Source organism: Roseibium salinum (assembly GCF_026240905.1).
Lineage (GTDB): Bacteria > Pseudomonadota > Alphaproteobacteria > Rhizobiales > Stappiaceae > Roseibium > Roseibium salinum.
In genome coordinates this window covers 2,165,055-2,180,870 of sequence record NZ_JAPEVI010000003.1, presented here as the reverse complement: position 1 = coordinate 2,180,870, position 15,816 = coordinate 2,165,055, and the positions used below count along the sequence as shown (strand labels likewise).

Sequence of the window (15,816 nt, the reverse complement as noted above, 5' to 3'; positions counted from 1 at the left end):
TAAGCTGGCGGTTTTGTTGGCAAAAATCGTTGTATTGCGACATTGTGGCAGCACAGTTTTGGAGAGCATCACCCATGTCACAGGCCATTTACGTTCTGAACGGACCGAATCTCAATCTTCTCGGGAAGCGGGAACCGGGGATCTACGGGAAGCAGACGCTGGACGATGTGCGGCAACTGTGCGAGTCCGTCGCGGACCAGTCCGGGCTCAAAGTGGTGTTCCGCCAGAGCAATGCGGAGCACGAACTGATCGACTGGATCCACGAGGCCCGGGAGTCCGCGCAGGGGATCATCATCAATCCGGCGGCCTATACCCACACGTCGATCGCGATCCTGGACGCGTTGAGTGCCTGCAGCTTTCCGGTCATCGAGGTACATATCTCCAATATCCACAAGCGCGAAAGCTTCCGGCATCATTCCTATGTCTCCGCAAGGGCCGACGCGGTCATTGCCGGCTGCGGCGTGCACGGCTATCAGCTCGCCATGCAGCACATGGCGACGCTGGTCGGGGGCGGTTGAAATCGGTGACCGCCGCGTTTACCGGCGATGTGCCGCAAGCCTGGACGCATCGCCCGGAGTTCCGAGACGGTGAACGGCAGGTCCCGTCAGGCGGTCAGTAGGTGCGCCCGACGCTGGTATAGTCGAAACCGCGGTCCTTCATGTAGTCCGGCTTGTAGATGTTCCGCAGGTCGACCACCTTCGGAGTCTTGAGCAGGGACTTGACCCGGTCCAGATCCAGCGCCCGGAACTGGTCCCATTCCGTCACGATCACGACCACATCCGCATTCTCGATGGCATGATACGGACCGTCGCAGAACAGGACGTCCTTCATGTATTTGCCGGCTTCTTCCATGCTCGCCGGATCGTAGGCACGGATCCTGGCGCCTGCCGCCTGCAGCTTTTCGACGATGTCGATGCTGGGGGCCTCGCGCATGTCGTCGGTGTTCGGCTTGAACGCAAGACCCAGCAGGGCCACGGTCTTGCCGCTGACATCGCCGCCCATGAAATCGATGACCTTGTCCGCCATCTTCTTCTTGCGGGCTGCATTCACCTCGATCACGGAATCCACGATCTTCAGATTGGAGCCGGCCTCGGCGGCAATCCGGGATAGCGCGAGCGTATCCTTTGGAAAACACGAGCCGCCGTAACCGGGGCCCGCATGCAGGAATTTCGAGCCGATGCGGTTGTCGAGGCCGATGCCTCTGGAGACTTCCTGCACGTTCGCGCCGACCTTTTCACAAAGATCCGCGATTTCGTTGATGAAGGTGATCTTGACCGCCAGGAATGCGTTGGCGGCATATTTGGTGAGCTCGGAGGTCCGCCGCCGGGTGACGATGATCGGCGTTTCGTTGAGGAACAGCGGCCGGTAGAGCTCCTGCATCACGCCGACGGCCCGCTGGCTTTCGGTGCCGACGATGACCCGGTCCGGACGCTTGAAATCGCTGATCGCGGCGCCCTCGCGCAGGAATTCCGGATTTGAGACGACGGCGAAATCGGCGTCCGGATTGGTTCTGCGGACGATGGCCTCCACTTCGTCGCCCGTTCCCACCGGAACGGTCGACTTGGTGACGATCACGGTGAAGCCGTCGATGAGGCCGGCGATTTCCTCGGCCGCGGCATAGACATAGGAAAGGTCGGCGTGCCCGTCGCCGCGGCGGGTCGGCGTGCCCACGGCGATGAAGACCGCATCCGCCTCCCTGATCGCGTCCTTGGGGTCGGTCCTGAAGAAGAGCCGCTCTTCGGCAACGTTCTTTGCAACGAGATCCTGAAGGCCCGGCTCGTAGATTGGAATCCGGCCGTTGTTCAGGGCATCGATTTTCGATGCGTCCTTGTCGATGCAAGTGACGACATGACCGAAATCGGCAAAACATGTTCCGGAAACCAGACCGACGTAACCGGTCCCAATCATGGCAACGCGCATGGCAAGTCCTAAGGTTCTCTAGGTTCTCGTAATCACTCGCGAAGCCCCGGTGGTCGTGTGCCGATCCGCCAGGGCAGGACAAGGGAAAGTGAGCGCGTTGGTATCGGCTTTCGCCGCCGCAATCAATCCGCTTGAAACCAATTCAGTGGCACCGCATTCATTTTGGTGAAATGCCGCACCATTCTGCCGCAAAAAGCGCGATCGTTTGCGTCACCCTCTTGAGCGAGGGAAGGTTCACGCATTCGTCGATGCCGTGGATGTTCTTCGTCAAAGGACCATAGGTAAGCGAGGGAATTTCGCAATGGTTCATGTAAAGCGCGGCATCCAGATAGCAGGCCATGATGGACCGGTTCAGCGACCGGCCGGTCACCGAGCGGTGAGCCGATGCCAAGGCCGTTTCGGCATCCGTTCCCGGCTCGAGGCGGTAACCGGCCTGGCATGTTCCGATCCACTGTAGGCGCGGGTTGGCCTTTGAAAGACGCGGATCCAACGAGCCGAGTTCCTGAAGCGTCTTTTCGAAGCTTGCCATTCTCTCGGCCGGTTCGTCGCCCGGATAGAAGCCGATGCGGCCTTCGAAGGTGCATTCGAACGGTATCGAGGCCGGCCACTCGCCACCCTGGATCGTGCCGATATTGAGGCTTGCCGGGTTGGCGAGCCGGTCGAAACCGGCGTGCTCGATTTTTTCCGCGTTCCAGCGCGCCTCCAGGACTTTCAACTCGTTGATGACAAGAAAGGCCGCCTCGATGGCGCTGAGACCGGAATCCGGTTCACGGGGATGCGCCGACACGCCCTGCACGGTGATCCGGAACTTGATCACGCCGGAATTGGCGCAGACGACATCCTCGTCGGTCGGCTCGGGAATGAGCACCGCGTCGGCCGTGGCCCCGCGCAGGATGGCCGCCGCCGTGCCGTTGCCGGTGACCTCCTCGTCGATGACCGACTGAAATTCCAACGGGCCCTGAAGCTCGAACCCCGCCGCCTCGATCGCATCGACGGCAAACAGGTTGGCGGCAAGTCCGGCCTTCATGTCGCCCGCGCCCCGGCCGAAGAGCCAGTCGCCCTCCCGGACGGCGGCAAAGGGGGCATGGGTCCAGTAGGCCGGATCGGCGGTCGGGACGACATCCACATGGGCATTGAGGATGAGCGAGCGGCCGCTGGCGGCCTGCGGCCGTTTCCTGCCGCTGACGTTGAACGTGTCCGCATAGTCGATCGTTGCGGGGGAATAGGCCAGATGGTTCTTCAGCGCGTCGACGTCGAGAGGGTACGTCTCAACCTCGTAACCACGCTTGCCCAACGCCTCGGCGACAGCCCTCTGCACGCCTGCTTCCTCACTGCGCAGGGAAGGCGCGCGCACGATCTCCTGAAGAAAGGCGATCTGTTTTTCGAAATTTGCATCGACAGCTAACTTGATCGCCTCGATGGCGTCATTGGAAAGGGACGAGGGCATGGCGGTCCGTGGCAACGGGGAAGGGCAGGGTGATTGAGCTACCCTACCCATCGCGCTGCGTTCGTCAATTGCACTGCTGCATCTCCGGTCGAAGCCGTAGCCTCCGGCGCCCTCGATATGGCAAGTTGCGACGGCTATCTCGGACGCCGAGGATCCGAAAGAGCGTGGTGCGGTTCGCGGGCCGCACCTGACCTTTCCAACGGCTGATCGGCTGAATTCGGAACAGGATGAAAGGACTTCGACATGAAAGTACCGATCGCGGCAGGAGCAACTGCCCTGATCCTGTCTGTCATTTGGCTTTCAGAAGTCGCAGCACAGGAAACGGGAACGGTGCGAGGCGCGGCGTCCCACAACACCGCCATCTGGCTGGACACTGCGCTGCACTGGACGGTTCGCGGTATCGAGATGGTCGGAATCGCCGCGGTCGTGATAGGCGCGATAGCAGCAAGCACGGTGTTCCTGTTCCGGGCCGCACGAGAGGGACCTTCGAAGGGAATATACCAGCAGCTCCGGGCCAGCCTTGGGCGGTCGATCCTGCTCGGGCTCGAGTTTCTCGTCGCCGCGGACATCATCAACACCGTCGCGATCGACCCGACGCTGGAAAGCGTCGCGGTTCTGGCCGCCGTTGTTGCGGTTCGTACCTTTTTGAGCATCGCGTTGGAGGTAGAGATCGAGGGCAAGTGGCCCTGGAGAAAAAACGGCGAATAAGCCCGTAAGACGCCCGGCTCCGCTCTTTCCCGGCAGGACCGTATTGTTCAGCGAGGCTTATGCCTCCGGGTCAATGGCGTCACTTCGATGGCAGGGAGGGCAGATTGCGCCCGCACACTACCAATCGGACCGCTTTCGTCAATGCGGGCCAGTGCCGCGGACGATTGCCCGGCGTTTCGCGCCGTGCCCCGGCTGCCTACACCGTCAGATACCGTCGGACCTCCGCTTCTGAGAGGTCCGCGCCCCGGCCCGACAGCATGATTTCCCCCCGGTCCATGACCGCGTAGTCGTCGGCGAGGTCGCGTGCGAACTCGAAATACTGCTCCACCAGCACGATCGCCATGGTGCCCTGGTCGCGAAGCCAGGAGATCGCCCGGCCGATATCCTTGATGATCGAAGGCTGAATGCCTTCGGTCGGCTCGTCCAGGACAAGCAGCTTCGGGCGGGTGACGAGCGCCCTCGCAATGGCGAGCTGCTGCTGCTGGCCGCCGGAAAGATCGCCGCCGCGCCGCCCAAGCATGTCCTTCAGCACGGGAAACAGTTCGAAGATCGTATCGGGGATGAACCGGTCCTTGCGGGCAATCGGTGCGTACCCGGTCTCCAGGTTCTCCTTCACTGAAAGCAGCGGAAAGATCTCCCGGCCCTGCGGGACGATGGCAATGCCCTTTCTGGCCCGCGCATGCGGCGGCAGAGCGGAGATGTCGTCGCCGTTCCAGAGGATCCGGCCGGCGCTGATCGCCTGCTGCCCGGCAACCGCGCGCAAGGTGGAGGTCTTGCCCACGCCGTTGCGGCCCATGAGACAGGTGACCTTGCCGGCTTCGGCCTGCAGCGAAACGCCTTTCAGGGCCTGCGCGGCACCGTAGTGAAGATCGATGTACTCGACTTGCAGCATTTTCACCGCCCCAGATAGACTTCAACAACCCGCTCATCGGCGGAAACATGATCGAGAGAGCCTTCGGCAAGCACCGAGCCTTCGTGAAGGACCGTGACTTTGACCTCGAGGGAGCGCACGAACACCATGTCGTGTTCGACGACCACCACCGAATGATCCCTGGCGATATCCTTTAGCAGCTCCGCCGTTTCCGCGGTTTCGGCATCGGTCATGCCGGCGGCCGGTTCGTCTACGAGCAGCAGTTTCGGGTCCTGGGCGAGCAGCATGCCGATTTCCAGCCATTGTTTCTGGCCGTGGCTGAGATTGGCCGCCAGCTCGCCGCGCTTCGGCCCGAGCCGGATGCGATCCAGAAGATAGTCGATCCGCTTCTTCTCGGCGCCGGAAATGACGTGAAACAGGGTGGCAAACGGTCCGCGCGGCGCCTTCAGGGCCAGTTCCAGATTGTCAGCGACCGTATGGCCTTCAAAGACCGTCGGTTTCTGGAACTTGCGGCCGATGCCGAGTTCGGCAATGGACGCCTCGTCCTCGCCGGTCAGATCGACCGTGCCGTTGAAGTAGACGTCTCCGCTGTCCGGGCGGGTCTTGCCGGTGATCACGTCCATCATCGTGGTCTTGCCGGCGCCGTTCGGCCCGATGATGGCGCGCATTTCGCCCGGTGCGATGGTCAGCGAGAGCTCGTTCAGCGCCTTGAAGCCGTCGAAGGAGACCGACACGCCGTCGAGATAGAGAAGGCTGTTTGATCTGGCCATGGGTTACTCCGCAGGCTGGGGTTCGGCGGCACCTTGCGCCTGTCTCGGGTGCGCCGCGTTGGCCGGCGCGCCCGCCGACTGCGGGGCGGAGCCCGGCTTCTCGCCGGAGCCGGCTTCGAAGGCTGCTGAAGTCTTGCGTTGGCCGAGAGCCGTCCAGCCCTGGGAGAGCGTTCCCAGAACGCCCTTCGGCAGGAACAACGTGACGACCACGAAGAGCCCGCCGAGGGCAAACAGCCAGACATCCGGCAGCGCCGCGGTGAACCAGCTCTTGGCGAAGTTTACCAGAACCGCGCCCAGTACGGCGCCCACCAGCGTGCCGCGGCCGCCCACAGCCACCCAGATGACCACCTCGATGGAGTTGGCCGGCGCGAATTCGCCCGGGTTGATGATGCCGACCTGCGGCACGTAAAGGGCACCGGCGACACCGGCCATCATGGCCGAAAGCGTCCAGACGAACAGTTTGTAGTGCTCCACCCGGTAGCCGAGAAAGCGCGTCCGGCTTTCCGCATCACGCACGGCGACCAGCACCTTGCCGAGCTTGGAGCGTGTCACCGCCCGGCAGACAAGAAAACACACGACCAGCGCCAGGCCTGATGCTGCAAACAGTCCGGCGCGGGTCGTGTCGGCTTGAATATCGAAGCCAAGTATATCCTTGAAGTCGGTCAGGCCGTTGTTGCCGCCGAAGCCCATGTCGTTTCGGAAGAAGGCAAGCAGGAGGGCGTAGGTGAGGGCCTGTGTGATGATGGAGAGATAAACGCCGGTCACCCGCGAGCGGAAGGCGAACCAGCCGAAGACGAAGGCGAGCACGCCCGGCACCAGCAGCACCATCAGCGCCGCGAACCAGAACATGTCGAAGCCGTACCAGTACCAGGGCAGTTCCTGCCAGTTGAGGAACACCATGAAGTCGGGCAGGAGCGGGTCGCCATAGACGCCGCGCGTGCCGATCTGGCGCATCAGGTACATGCCCATGGCATAGCCGCCGAGCGCGAAGAAGGCGGCGTGGCCGAGCGAGAGAATGCCGCAATAGCCCCAGACCAGATCCACCGCCAGGGCGAGCAGGGCATAGGTGAGGTACTTGCCCATCAGCGTGACCGCATAGTTCGGCACGTGAAGGGCCGAGCCGTGCGGGACGAGCAGGTTGCAGGCGGGCACCAGGAGGATCACGGCGGCCATGATGGCCAGGAAAATGCCCGCGCGGGCATCCATTGCGCGGAAGAGAAACGAGGTCATCATGCTTCAACTGCCCGGCCCTTGAGGGCGAAGAGGCCCCGCGGACGCTTTTGGATAAACAGGATGATGAAGACAAGCACGAAGATCTTGCCGAGGACGGCGCCCGCATAGGGCTCCAGGAACTTGTTGACCACGCCGAGGGTCATGGCGCCGACAAGCGTGCCCCACAGATTTCCGACGCCGCCGAAGACCACCACCATGAAACTGTCGATGATGTAGCCCTGGCCGAGGTTCGGCGAGACGTTGTCGATCTGCGACAGCGCGACGCCGGCTATGCCGGCAATGCCCGAGCCAAGCCCGAAGGTGAGGGCGTCGATCCACGGTGTGCGGATGCCCATGGAAGCCGCCATGCGGCGGTTCTGGGTGACGGCGCGGGTGTAGAGCCCGAAGGGCGTCTTTTTCAGCACCAGCATCAGGCCGGCAAAGACCAGAAGCGCGAAGACGATGATCCACATGCGGTTATATGTGACGGTCATCTGGCCGATATCAAAGGCGCCGGACATCCAGTCCGGGTTGCCGACTTCCCGGTTCGTCGGCCCGAAGAGGGTGCGCACCGCCTGCTGCAGGATCAGCGATATGCCCCAGGTGGCCAGGAGCGTCTCCAGGGGGCGGCCATAAAGCCAGCGGATGACGCCGCGCTCGATGGCGATGCCCACCAGTGCGGAGGCGAGGAAGGCGAGCGGCAGGGCGATGAAGAGGGAATAGTCGAAGAGGCCGGGCGCGGCGGAGCGGATGAGCTCCTGCACCATGAAGGTGACATAGGCGCCGATCATCACCATCTCGCCATGGGCCATGTTGATGACGCCCATGACGCCGAAGGTGATGGCAAGGCCGATGGCGGCCAACAGCAGCACTGAGCCGAGCGACAGGCCGTACCAGATGTTCTGGCCCGAATCCCAGGCGGCGATGGATTTTTCGATCTTGCCGATCGCCTCGGCCGTTGCATCGCGCAATGCGCCGGTGGCGGAGGACTGAACGCCGATCAGCAGCGAGAGGGCTTGCCGGTTGCCCATCGTGGAAAGCGTCTGGACTGCCTCGAGCTTCCGGGCTTCGTCCAGATCGGAATTGAGGACCGCCGCGGCGTGGGCCTGTTCCATCACGCCGCGCACGCCGTCATCGGTCTCCGCCGCCAGCGCGGCATCGAGTATCTCGATGCTCTCCGGGTCCTTGGCCTTGAAAACCGCTTCGGCCGCCGCCCTGCGCACAGCCGGATCCTTTGCCATCAGCGTGAGCGCGCCGAGCGCGGAGCGGATGGTGCGGCGCAGCCTGTTGTTGACCTTGATCTTCGAGACGTCCCGCTTCCCGGCTTCTCCGGCCGGCTCCAGTGTCAGCGGATCGATGAGGGCATATCCCTTGCCCGCTTTTTTGGTGATGAACACCATGCGGTCCGACTTGCGGAAATAGAGATCACCTTCGCTGAGCGCCTCCAGTGCCGGTGCGACGACCGGATCGCCGGTCGCGGCCAGGGCGCCGATCTGCTGCTCGGTCTGGTCATACTTGCCCTCCGCCAGCGCGTTGATCAGCGGACGCAGGCTCTCTGGATCGCTCTGGGCGAGGGCCGGTCCGGCAAGGAGGCCGGCGGCGAGGCTGAGGAGAAGAAGAAAAGATCTCATCAGGGACATCTGTCTGCCTTGCAGGTTGGTACTTCTGGACCGCGGTTCGGACTTTTGGAGCGGAACACCCCCACCCCGAACCCCTCCCCACAAGGGGGAGGGGGATGACGCAGAACTTGCCGAAACTCTTGCCGCAAACGGCTCCGTCTGATTGGAGCGGGAAACTGTCGGCGGCTTCGGCCTGGTTCCCCTCCCCCTTGTGGGGAGGGGTTAGGGGTGGGGGTGTTCCGGCCCGCCAGAACCGGGAAACAGGACGGGCCTCGTGAGACCCGTCCCAACTCCACTCGTTCCTTAGGAGCCGGAACCGCCGCACTTGCCGGTTGCGGTGTTGAAGTTGCCGCAGGAGAGCGGTGCGCGCCAATCGGCGATCAGGTCCTTGGAGCCGTCCAGATAATCGGACCAGGCATCGCCGACGACGAGGCCGGAGGTCTCCCAGACGGTCTCGAACTGGCCGTCGTCCTGGATCTCCCCGATCAGCACCGGCTTGGTGATGTGGTGGTTCGGCATCATGGTGGAGTAGCCGCCCGTCAGGTTGGGCACGGAGACGCCGACAATGGCGTCGATCACGGCGTCGGGCTCGGTGGTCCCGGCTTTTTCGACCGCGTCGACCCACATGTTGAAGCCGATGAAATGCGCTTCCATGGGATCGTTGGACACGCGGCTGTCGTCGCCGATATAGGCGCGCCAGGTGTCGATGAACTCCGCATTGGCGTCGGTGTCGGCGGACTGGAAGTAGTTCCACGCGGCTAGGTGGCCGACGAGCGGGCCCGTGTCGAGACCGGCGAGTTCCTCTTCACCGACGGAGAAGGCGACGACGGGAATGTCTTCAGCCTTAATGCCGGCGTTGCCGAGTTCCTTGTAGAACGGCACGTTCGCATCGCCGTTGATGGTGGAGACCACGGCGGTCTTCTTGCCGGCCGAGCCGAAGGACTTGATGTCGGAGACGATCGTCTGCCAGTCGGAATGACCGAACGGTGTGTAGTTGATCATGATGTCTTCTTCGGCCACACCCTTGGACTTCAGGTAGGCCTCGAGGATCTTGTTGGTCGTGCGCGGATAGACGTAGTCGGTGCCGGCCAGGACCCAGCGCTCGACGCCTTCTTCGTTCATCAGGTAGTCGACGGCCGGGATGGCCTGCTGGTTGGGAGCCGCGCCCGTGTAGAACACGTTGCGCTGGGACTCCTCGCCCTCATACTGCACCGGGTAGAACAGGATCGAATTCAATTCCTCGAAGACCGGCAGGACGGATTTGCGCGAGACGGACGTCCAGCAGCCGAAAACCGCATCGACGCCGTTCACTTCGATCAGCTCACGTGCCTTTTCCGCAAACAGCGGCCAGTCCGACGCCGGGTCGACTACAACGGCTTCCAGTTTCTTGCCGAGCAGACCGCCCTTCTTGTTCTGCTCTTCGATGAGCATCAGCATGGCGTCTTTCAGCGTGGTCTCGGAGATCGCCATCGTGCCGGAAAGCGAGTGCAGGATGCCGACCTTGATCGTGTCTTCCTGGGCGGCGGCGCCGCCGATAATCGTGGAGGCCATCAGGCCGGCCAGTGCGAATTTCGTAATCATCTTTTTCATGTGGATTCCCCTTTGGTGACATCACCGGGCCCCAAGCCGGTGAGTGGCGGCTGGAAGGTCTGCCGCTCTCGGGAAGAGATCGTGCGCCTGGACTGATGCTCAGCAACATACGTCAATTGACGTACGCGCCCCGCGCGCCTTCTCGCTGATCAGGAATACGGCACGGAATGTGCTGGGAAGAGAGGCAAAACGCAGCAACAGGGCGGGAAAGCGGGCGATGGTGAGCGGCATTTGCCGAAAAAATAGTCATGTGATGAAAAAACGGGCTCTTGCGCTCGACGCGGAGGCCCGTCCATGACGGCCCGCCAGCGCATTTTGCCGGTCCGCCGCCAATACAACAAATGGGTCAACAACCAGACCCTGGAAGACTACGCGCTGCGCTTTACCGCCAAAAGCGCGCGCCGGTTTTCCTCGCGGGCGATTTCCCAGACCGCGATCGGCGCCATTTCCTTCCTGGCGCTCGAAGCGATCGGCGGGGCGATCACCCTGTCCCATGGAACCGCCAACGCATTCCTGGCCATTGTTGCCGGAAGCGTCGTACTGCTGCTGGTGGGCCTGCCGATCAGCCGCTATGCCATCCGCTATGGCGTGGATATCGATTTGCTGACACGCGGAGCCGGGTTCGGCTATATCGGCTCGACCGTCACCTCGCTGATCTATGCCAGTTTCACCTTCATCCTGTTCGCGATCGAAGCCTCGATCATGTCGAGCGCGCTGGAATTCGCCTTCGGCGTGCCCCTCTGGCTGGGATACATCATCAGTGCGGTCGCGGTCATTCCACTCGTCACCCACGGCATCACCTGGATCAGCCGGTTCCAGCTGGCGACCCAGCCGTTCTGGATCGTCCTCAATATCCTTCCCTTCGTCTTCATCGCCTTCACGGACTGGCAGGCGGTCGGCACCTGGCTGGATTTTGCCGGCATCGATCCGGTGACAAAGGCGCCCCGACCCGCGGCCGGCGGTTGGGACAGCGTCAATCTGGTGAGTTTCGGCGCCGCCTCAGCGGTGATCCTGGCGCTGATGGCGCAGATCGGCGAGCAGGTCGACTTCCTGCGCTTCCTGCCCGCCCAGGATGTCGCCCGCCCTCGCCACCGGCTCGCGCTGTTTCTGGCCGGTCCCGGCTGGGTGCTGCTCGGCGCCCCGAAAATGATCGCCGGGTCGTTCCTTGCCGTCCTCGTGCTTTCCCATGGCGTTCCCGTGGAGCACGCGGACGAGCCCTCGCGCATGTATGCGGTCGCCTTCGGTTACATGATCCCGAACGAAGCGGTCGTCCTGCTGCTGATGGCCGCCTTTGTCGCGGTTGCTCAGCTCAAGATCAACGTGATGAACGCCTATGCCGGGTCGCTCGCCTGGTCGAATTTCTTCTCCCGCCTGACCCACTCCCATCCGGGCCGGGTTGTCTGGCTGGTCTTCAATGTCGGCATCGCGCTCCTGCTCATGGAACTCGGTATCTACCGGCTGCTGGAGGAAACGCTGGGCGTCTTCTCCATCGTCGCCATGGCCTGGCTGTCCGCCATTTCCGCCGACCTCTTCGTCAACAAGCCGCTCGGCCTGTCGCCGCCCGGCATCGAGTTCAAGCGCGCCCATCTCTACGACATCAACCCGGTGGGCACCGGCGCGATGCTGCTTGCCGCGGGCATTGCGCTGGCGGCCCATTTCGGTGAATTCGGCGAGGCCGCCGCGGCGCTGGCCACGTTCCTTGCCATGGCGGTTGCCTTTGTCGCGGCCCCGGCGATCGCGTTTGCGACCGGGGGGAAATTCTATCTGGCCCGCAAGCCCCGCCGAAGCTGGCAGGCGCGGGAGCAGATCGCCTGCTCGATCTGCGAGAACCCGTTCGAGCCGGAAGACATGGCCTATTGCCCGGCCTATCAGGCGCCCATCTGCTCGCTCTGCTGCACGCTCGACGCCCGCTGCCGCGACTCCTGCAAGCCGAAGGCCCGGTTCGCCCATCAGGTCGGCACGGTGGCGGGATACGTGCTTCCCGAACAGGTGCTGATCTGTTTCCGCTCGCGCCTCGGTCGCTACGCGCTGATGTCGTTTCTCGCCATTGCCGCCATCGGCCTCGTGCTGTGGATCATCCATGCCCAGGCCGCCAGCCGACTTGGCGATCCGACAGGCATCATCGGCCAGACGGTCACGCTGATCTTCTTCGTCTTTGCCGTCGTCGCGGGCATTGCCTGCTGGTTCCTGGTGCTGGCCCACGACACGAGACGGGTCGCGGAGGAGGAATCCGCGCGCCAGAACGCGCTGCTTCAAAAGGAAATCGACGCCCACAGGGAAACCGATGCGGCCCTGCAGAAGGCCAAGGAGGACGCCGAAGCCGCCAACCTCGCCAAGAGCCGCTATGTCGTCGGCCTCAGCCATGAGCTCAGGACGCCGCTCAACGCGGTGATGGGCTATGCCCAGGTGCTGGAACGGGACGAAGCCCTGCCGGCAGCGCGCAAACCCGCGGTCAGCACGATCCGGCGCAGCGCGGAACACCTTTCCGGGCTGATCGACGGGCTTCTGGACATCTCCCGGATCGAGGCCGGGCGGCTGCAGATCTATTCCGACGAAATCAACATTCACGAATTCCTGGACCAGATCGTCGACATGTTCCGGATGCAGGCGTCCGCAAAGGGGCTCGGCTTCAGCTACAGCCGGGCAGGCAATCTGCCGGCCTTCGTGCGCACCGACGAAAAGCGCCTGCGCCAGATCCTGGTCAATCTTCTGTCGAATGCCATCAAGTTCACCGAGAAAGGCGAGGTGTCGCTCTCCGTCGGCTACCGCTCGCAGGTCGCCGCTTTTGTCGTGAAAGACAGCGGGCCGGGCATCGCGCTCGACGAGCAGACGAAAATCTTCGAGCCCTTCGGCCGCAGCAGGGCCGCCAGCGGCGCCCGAACGCCGGGTCTCGGCCTTGGCCTGACCATCACCAAGCTACTGACCGAGACGATGGGCGGGGCAATCGCGCTGTCCAGCGAGCCTGGCAAGGGCGCGTCCTTCGAGGTGCGCCTGATGCTTGCCGCCGTCGACCGGCCGGTGGATACGGTGCGCCGGGAACGGCAGGTGAGGGGCTATGGCGGCCCGCGCCGGACCATTGCGGTGGTCGACGACAACACCGATCACCGCGCACTGGTCAGCGATATCCTGAAACCGCTCGGCTTCACGGTTCTGGAGGCGGAAACCGGCGAGGACTGCCTGGACCATCTCCACGAACTGAAGCCCGACCTCTACCTCGTCGACATCCTCATGCCGGGGCTGAACGGCTGGGAGCTCGCCGAAAGCCTGCGCGCTGCGGGCGAGACGGCCCCGATCATCATGCTGTCGGCCAATATCGGCGACCAGGCCCTGCGCCCGGACGGGCCCGCCTACCACAATGCCACGCTCGCCAAGCCCTTCAGCATCGGCCAGCTGCTCGACCTGTTGCAGAAGCACATGCGTATCGTCTGGACGGAACATCCCGTGCTCGGCGAGGCGGACCGCAAAGCGGACGGCCCGCTGCGCTCGCCGGGGGCGGAGCATATCGGCGATCTGATATCGCTTGCCGAAATCGGCTATGTGGAAGGCATCGAGGCCAAGCTGGCGGAGCTTGCCGAAAAGCCGGAAAACAGGCTGCTGACGCAAGCCCTGCACGGACATCTGAGCCGCTTCGACTTCGAAGCTTACAAAAACCTGTTAAGCGGATTGGAAACCCATGACGGATGAGCGCCGTGATACGGTTCTTGTGGTCGATGACAGCCCGGAAACGCTCGGGTTCGTGACCGAGGCACTCAAGAAGACCGGCATCGCCGTTCTGGTGGCGACCAGCGGCGAGGCAGCACTTGCGGTCTGCGAGCGGGTGACACCGGACACCATACTCATGGACGCGGTAATGCCCGGGCTCGACGGCTTCGAGACCTGCCGGCGGATCAAGGAGAACCCGGCGCTCCGGCACGTCCCGGTGATCTTCATGACCGGCCTGTCGGAAACCGAGCATGTCGTCCGGGCGCTGGAGTCGGGCGGCGTGGATTTCCTGACCAAGCCGATCGATGTCGACGAGCTGCAGGCCAGGATCAAGGTCCACCTGAAGAACGCCCGCTCCGTGCAGAGCGCGCATGTGGCGCTCGATGCGGCCGGCCGGCACCTGGTTGCCGTGTCCGCCGACGGCGCCGTGCTGTGGTCGACGCCGCAGATCCACAACCTTCTGGCACGAACGGGGGCCGGCGAGGCGAGCCTCTTGCGCCTCGGCCGCGCCCTGGGGAACTGGCTTGAGACCGCCGGACAGGCGCAGGACCGGCCCAAGAGCTTCACGCTGGGACTTTCGGAGAACCTGACCGTCCAGCTTCACCCGCTCGGCCGCGTCGGCCCCGGCGAGAATCTCTTTCGCGTGACGGCGGAAGACGAAGCCCGCCAGATCGGCGCCCTGCAGGAGCGGTTCGAACTGACGCAGCGCGAAGCCGAAGTGCTGATCTGGATCGCCAAGGGGAAATCCAACAAGGATATCGGCGACATCCTGGGCCTTTCGCCGCGCACGGTGAACAAGCACCTGGAGCAGATCTTCATCAAGCTCGGCGTCGAAAATCGCGCGTCGGCCGCCGTGCGCGCGGCCGAGGTGATTTACGCCTTCTAGGGTATGGCCCCAGGCTCCTGACAGCCTCCGCGAAGAGCACCTTGCCGCCTGATTTTCAGGTCGGGGTTGTATGTGAAAATGTTTGCCAGCTAACTTCAGGAAGTGGCGGAATTCTGCGGCTCCCGCCCAGATTGCGGCGCTCTCGACAAGCCTCTGACGTTCACCTATGCATTGATCGAACGTGCCCTTCAAAGAAGAAAATGGAGGTTGAAGGGCATGGCCAAAGACCGGCGTCCAAAACCGGCGAGAGGGGCAAGATAGTCGACTGGGGGAATTTGGGGGATGACAGAATTCAGGGAAGTTCGGCGGGAAGCGCTCCTGCCGGACCAGATCGCTGCTGACATTTTGGCAAAGATCACGGAGGGGCATTTCCGGCCCGGCGACGTCCTGCCGACGGAACACTGTCTGGCCGATGTGTTCGGCGTAAGCCGCAACGTGGTGCGCGAGGCCATCGCCCGTCTGCGCTCCGACGGAGCCATCGAATCCCGCCAGGGACGCGGGGCCATCGTCAAACCGCTGACGGAACGGGAAACGTTCCGGATCGAAATGCAGGCGCTGAACAAGCCCGGCAATCTCGCCGACCTTTATGAACTGCGCGGCCTGCTGGAAATAACCGCGGCGGGCCTGGCCGCCGAACGCCGCAGCGGCAGGGACCTTGATACCATGTATGCCGCGATCGCTGCCATGAGCGGCAAGTGCAAGTTCGACGAAACCCGCATGGAAGCCGACGCCGCCTTCCACCGCGCCCTGGCCAAGGCAACCCGCAACAGCTATCTCGGCACCATCGTCTGCTACATGTCCTCACGCCTGAAGCACACGTTGCGCGCCACTCCCGGCGCCTATCAGAAGGGCGATCGGCTGGACCTGACCATCCGTGAACACCGCGAGATCCTGGACGCCGTGGAAGACCGCGACGCAACCGCCGCCCGCACGGCCATGGCCGCGCATATTCAGGCGGCCGCAGAGCGGCTGAACGTGCCGGTAAAGGCCAAGCGCAGGTAGTCGGCCGCCCCGGGCCGCCAACTGCGGTCGCAATTGTCTCCGCAAGATCCAGACGCTCTCAAGTTTTGAGAAGGGACAGGTCGGCGACA

Annotated in this window: 12 protein-coding genes; 5 read left to right on the top strand and 7 right to left on the bottom strand. The window is 63.3% G+C overall.

Annotation, left to right across the window (positions count from 1 at the left end; translation table 11 throughout):
- The first annotated feature begins 74 nt into the window (after positions 1 to 74).
- A complete protein-coding gene (gene aroQ, locus ON753_RS14655) occupies positions 75 to 518 on the top strand; it encodes a type II 3-dehydroquinate dehydratase (protein WP_265963366.1) in 444 nt (147 codons plus the stop codon).
- Between the two features lie 94 nt (positions 519 to 612).
- Here the strand turns inward: aroQ and ON753_RS14650 are convergent, their stop codons facing one another.
- Positions 613 to 1,920, bottom strand: a complete 1,308-nt coding sequence (locus tag ON753_RS14650) for a UDP-glucose dehydrogenase family protein (RefSeq protein WP_265963365.1) — start codon at positions 1,918 to 1,920, stop codon at positions 613 to 615.
- Between the two features lie 157 nt (positions 1,921 to 2,077).
- Positions 2,078 to 3,367 carry an ArgE/DapE family deacylase gene (locus tag ON753_RS14645; protein ID WP_265963364.1) on the bottom strand — a complete coding sequence of 430 codons (1,290 nt, stop codon included), beginning with the start codon at positions 3,365 to 3,367 and terminating at the stop codon, positions 2,078 to 2,080.
- 243 nt (positions 3,368 to 3,610) lie between these two features.
- Between ON753_RS14645 and ON753_RS14640 the strand changes: the two genes are divergently transcribed.
- Positions 3,611 to 4,075 carry a DUF1622 domain-containing protein gene (locus ON753_RS14640; RefSeq protein ID WP_265963363.1) on the top strand — a complete coding sequence of 155 codons (465 nt, stop codon included), beginning with the start codon at positions 3,611 to 3,613 and terminating at the stop codon, positions 4,073 to 4,075.
- 196 nt (positions 4,076 to 4,271) lie between these two features.
- On the opposite strand, the gene urtE is transcribed toward ON753_RS14640, so the two are convergent.
- The 5 genes from urtE to urtA form a co-directional block, all read right to left on the bottom strand.
- On the bottom strand, positions 4,272 to 4,967 hold the full coding sequence (gene urtE, locus ON753_RS14635; protein WP_265963362.1) for an urea ABC transporter ATP-binding subunit UrtE: 696 nt from the start codon (positions 4,965 to 4,967) through the stop codon (positions 4,272 to 4,274).
- A gap of 2 nt (positions 4,968 to 4,969) precedes the next feature.
- Positions 4,970 to 5,716, bottom strand: a complete 747-nt coding sequence (urtD, locus tag ON753_RS14630) for an urea ABC transporter ATP-binding protein UrtD (RefSeq protein ID WP_265963361.1) — start codon at positions 5,714 to 5,716, stop codon at positions 4,970 to 4,972.
- A 3-nt stretch (positions 5,717 to 5,719) separates the two neighbouring features.
- Positions 5,720 to 6,949 carry an urea ABC transporter permease subunit UrtC gene (urtC, locus tag ON753_RS14625; protein WP_265963360.1) on the bottom strand — a complete coding sequence of 410 codons (1,230 nt, stop codon included), beginning with the start codon at positions 6,947 to 6,949 and terminating at the stop codon, positions 5,720 to 5,722.
- A complete protein-coding gene (urtB, locus tag ON753_RS14620; RefSeq protein WP_265963359.1) occupies positions 6,946 to 8,568 on the bottom strand; it encodes an urea ABC transporter permease subunit UrtB in 1,623 nt (540 codons plus the stop codon). The genes urtC and urtB overlap by 4 nt, the downstream gene beginning before the upstream one ends.
- A 282-nt stretch (positions 8,569 to 8,850) precedes the next feature.
- On the bottom strand, positions 8,851 to 10,128 hold the full coding sequence (urtA, locus tag ON753_RS14615; protein ID WP_377046993.1) for an urea ABC transporter substrate-binding protein: 1,278 nt from the start codon (positions 10,126 to 10,128) through the stop codon (positions 8,851 to 8,853).
- Positions 10,129 to 10,431: 303 nt separating this feature from the next.
- On the opposite strand from urtA, the gene ON753_RS14610 reads away from it, so the two are divergent.
- The 3 genes from ON753_RS14610 (at position 10,432) to ON753_RS14600 (ending at position 15,727) form a co-directional block, all read left to right on the top strand.
- The gene (locus tag ON753_RS14610) at positions 10,432 to 13,821 is read left to right on the top strand and encodes a hybrid sensor histidine kinase/response regulator (protein ID WP_265963357.1); all 3,390 of its coding nucleotides are present in this window, start codon (positions 10,432 to 10,434) and stop codon (positions 13,819 to 13,821) included.
- Positions 13,811 to 14,725 (top strand): response regulator transcription factor, encoded by a 915-nt coding sequence (locus tag ON753_RS14605; RefSeq protein ID WP_265963356.1) that lies wholly within the window; start codon positions 13,811 to 13,813, stop codon positions 14,723 to 14,725. Before ON753_RS14610 ends, ON753_RS14605 begins: the two co-directional genes overlap by 11 nt.
- A 282-nt stretch (positions 14,726 to 15,007) precedes the next feature.
- On the top strand, positions 15,008 to 15,727 hold the full coding sequence (locus ON753_RS14600) for a FadR/GntR family transcriptional regulator (protein WP_265963355.1): 720 nt from the start codon (positions 15,008 to 15,010) through the stop codon (positions 15,725 to 15,727).
- The last annotated feature ends 89 nt before the right edge of the window (positions 15,728 to 15,816 follow it).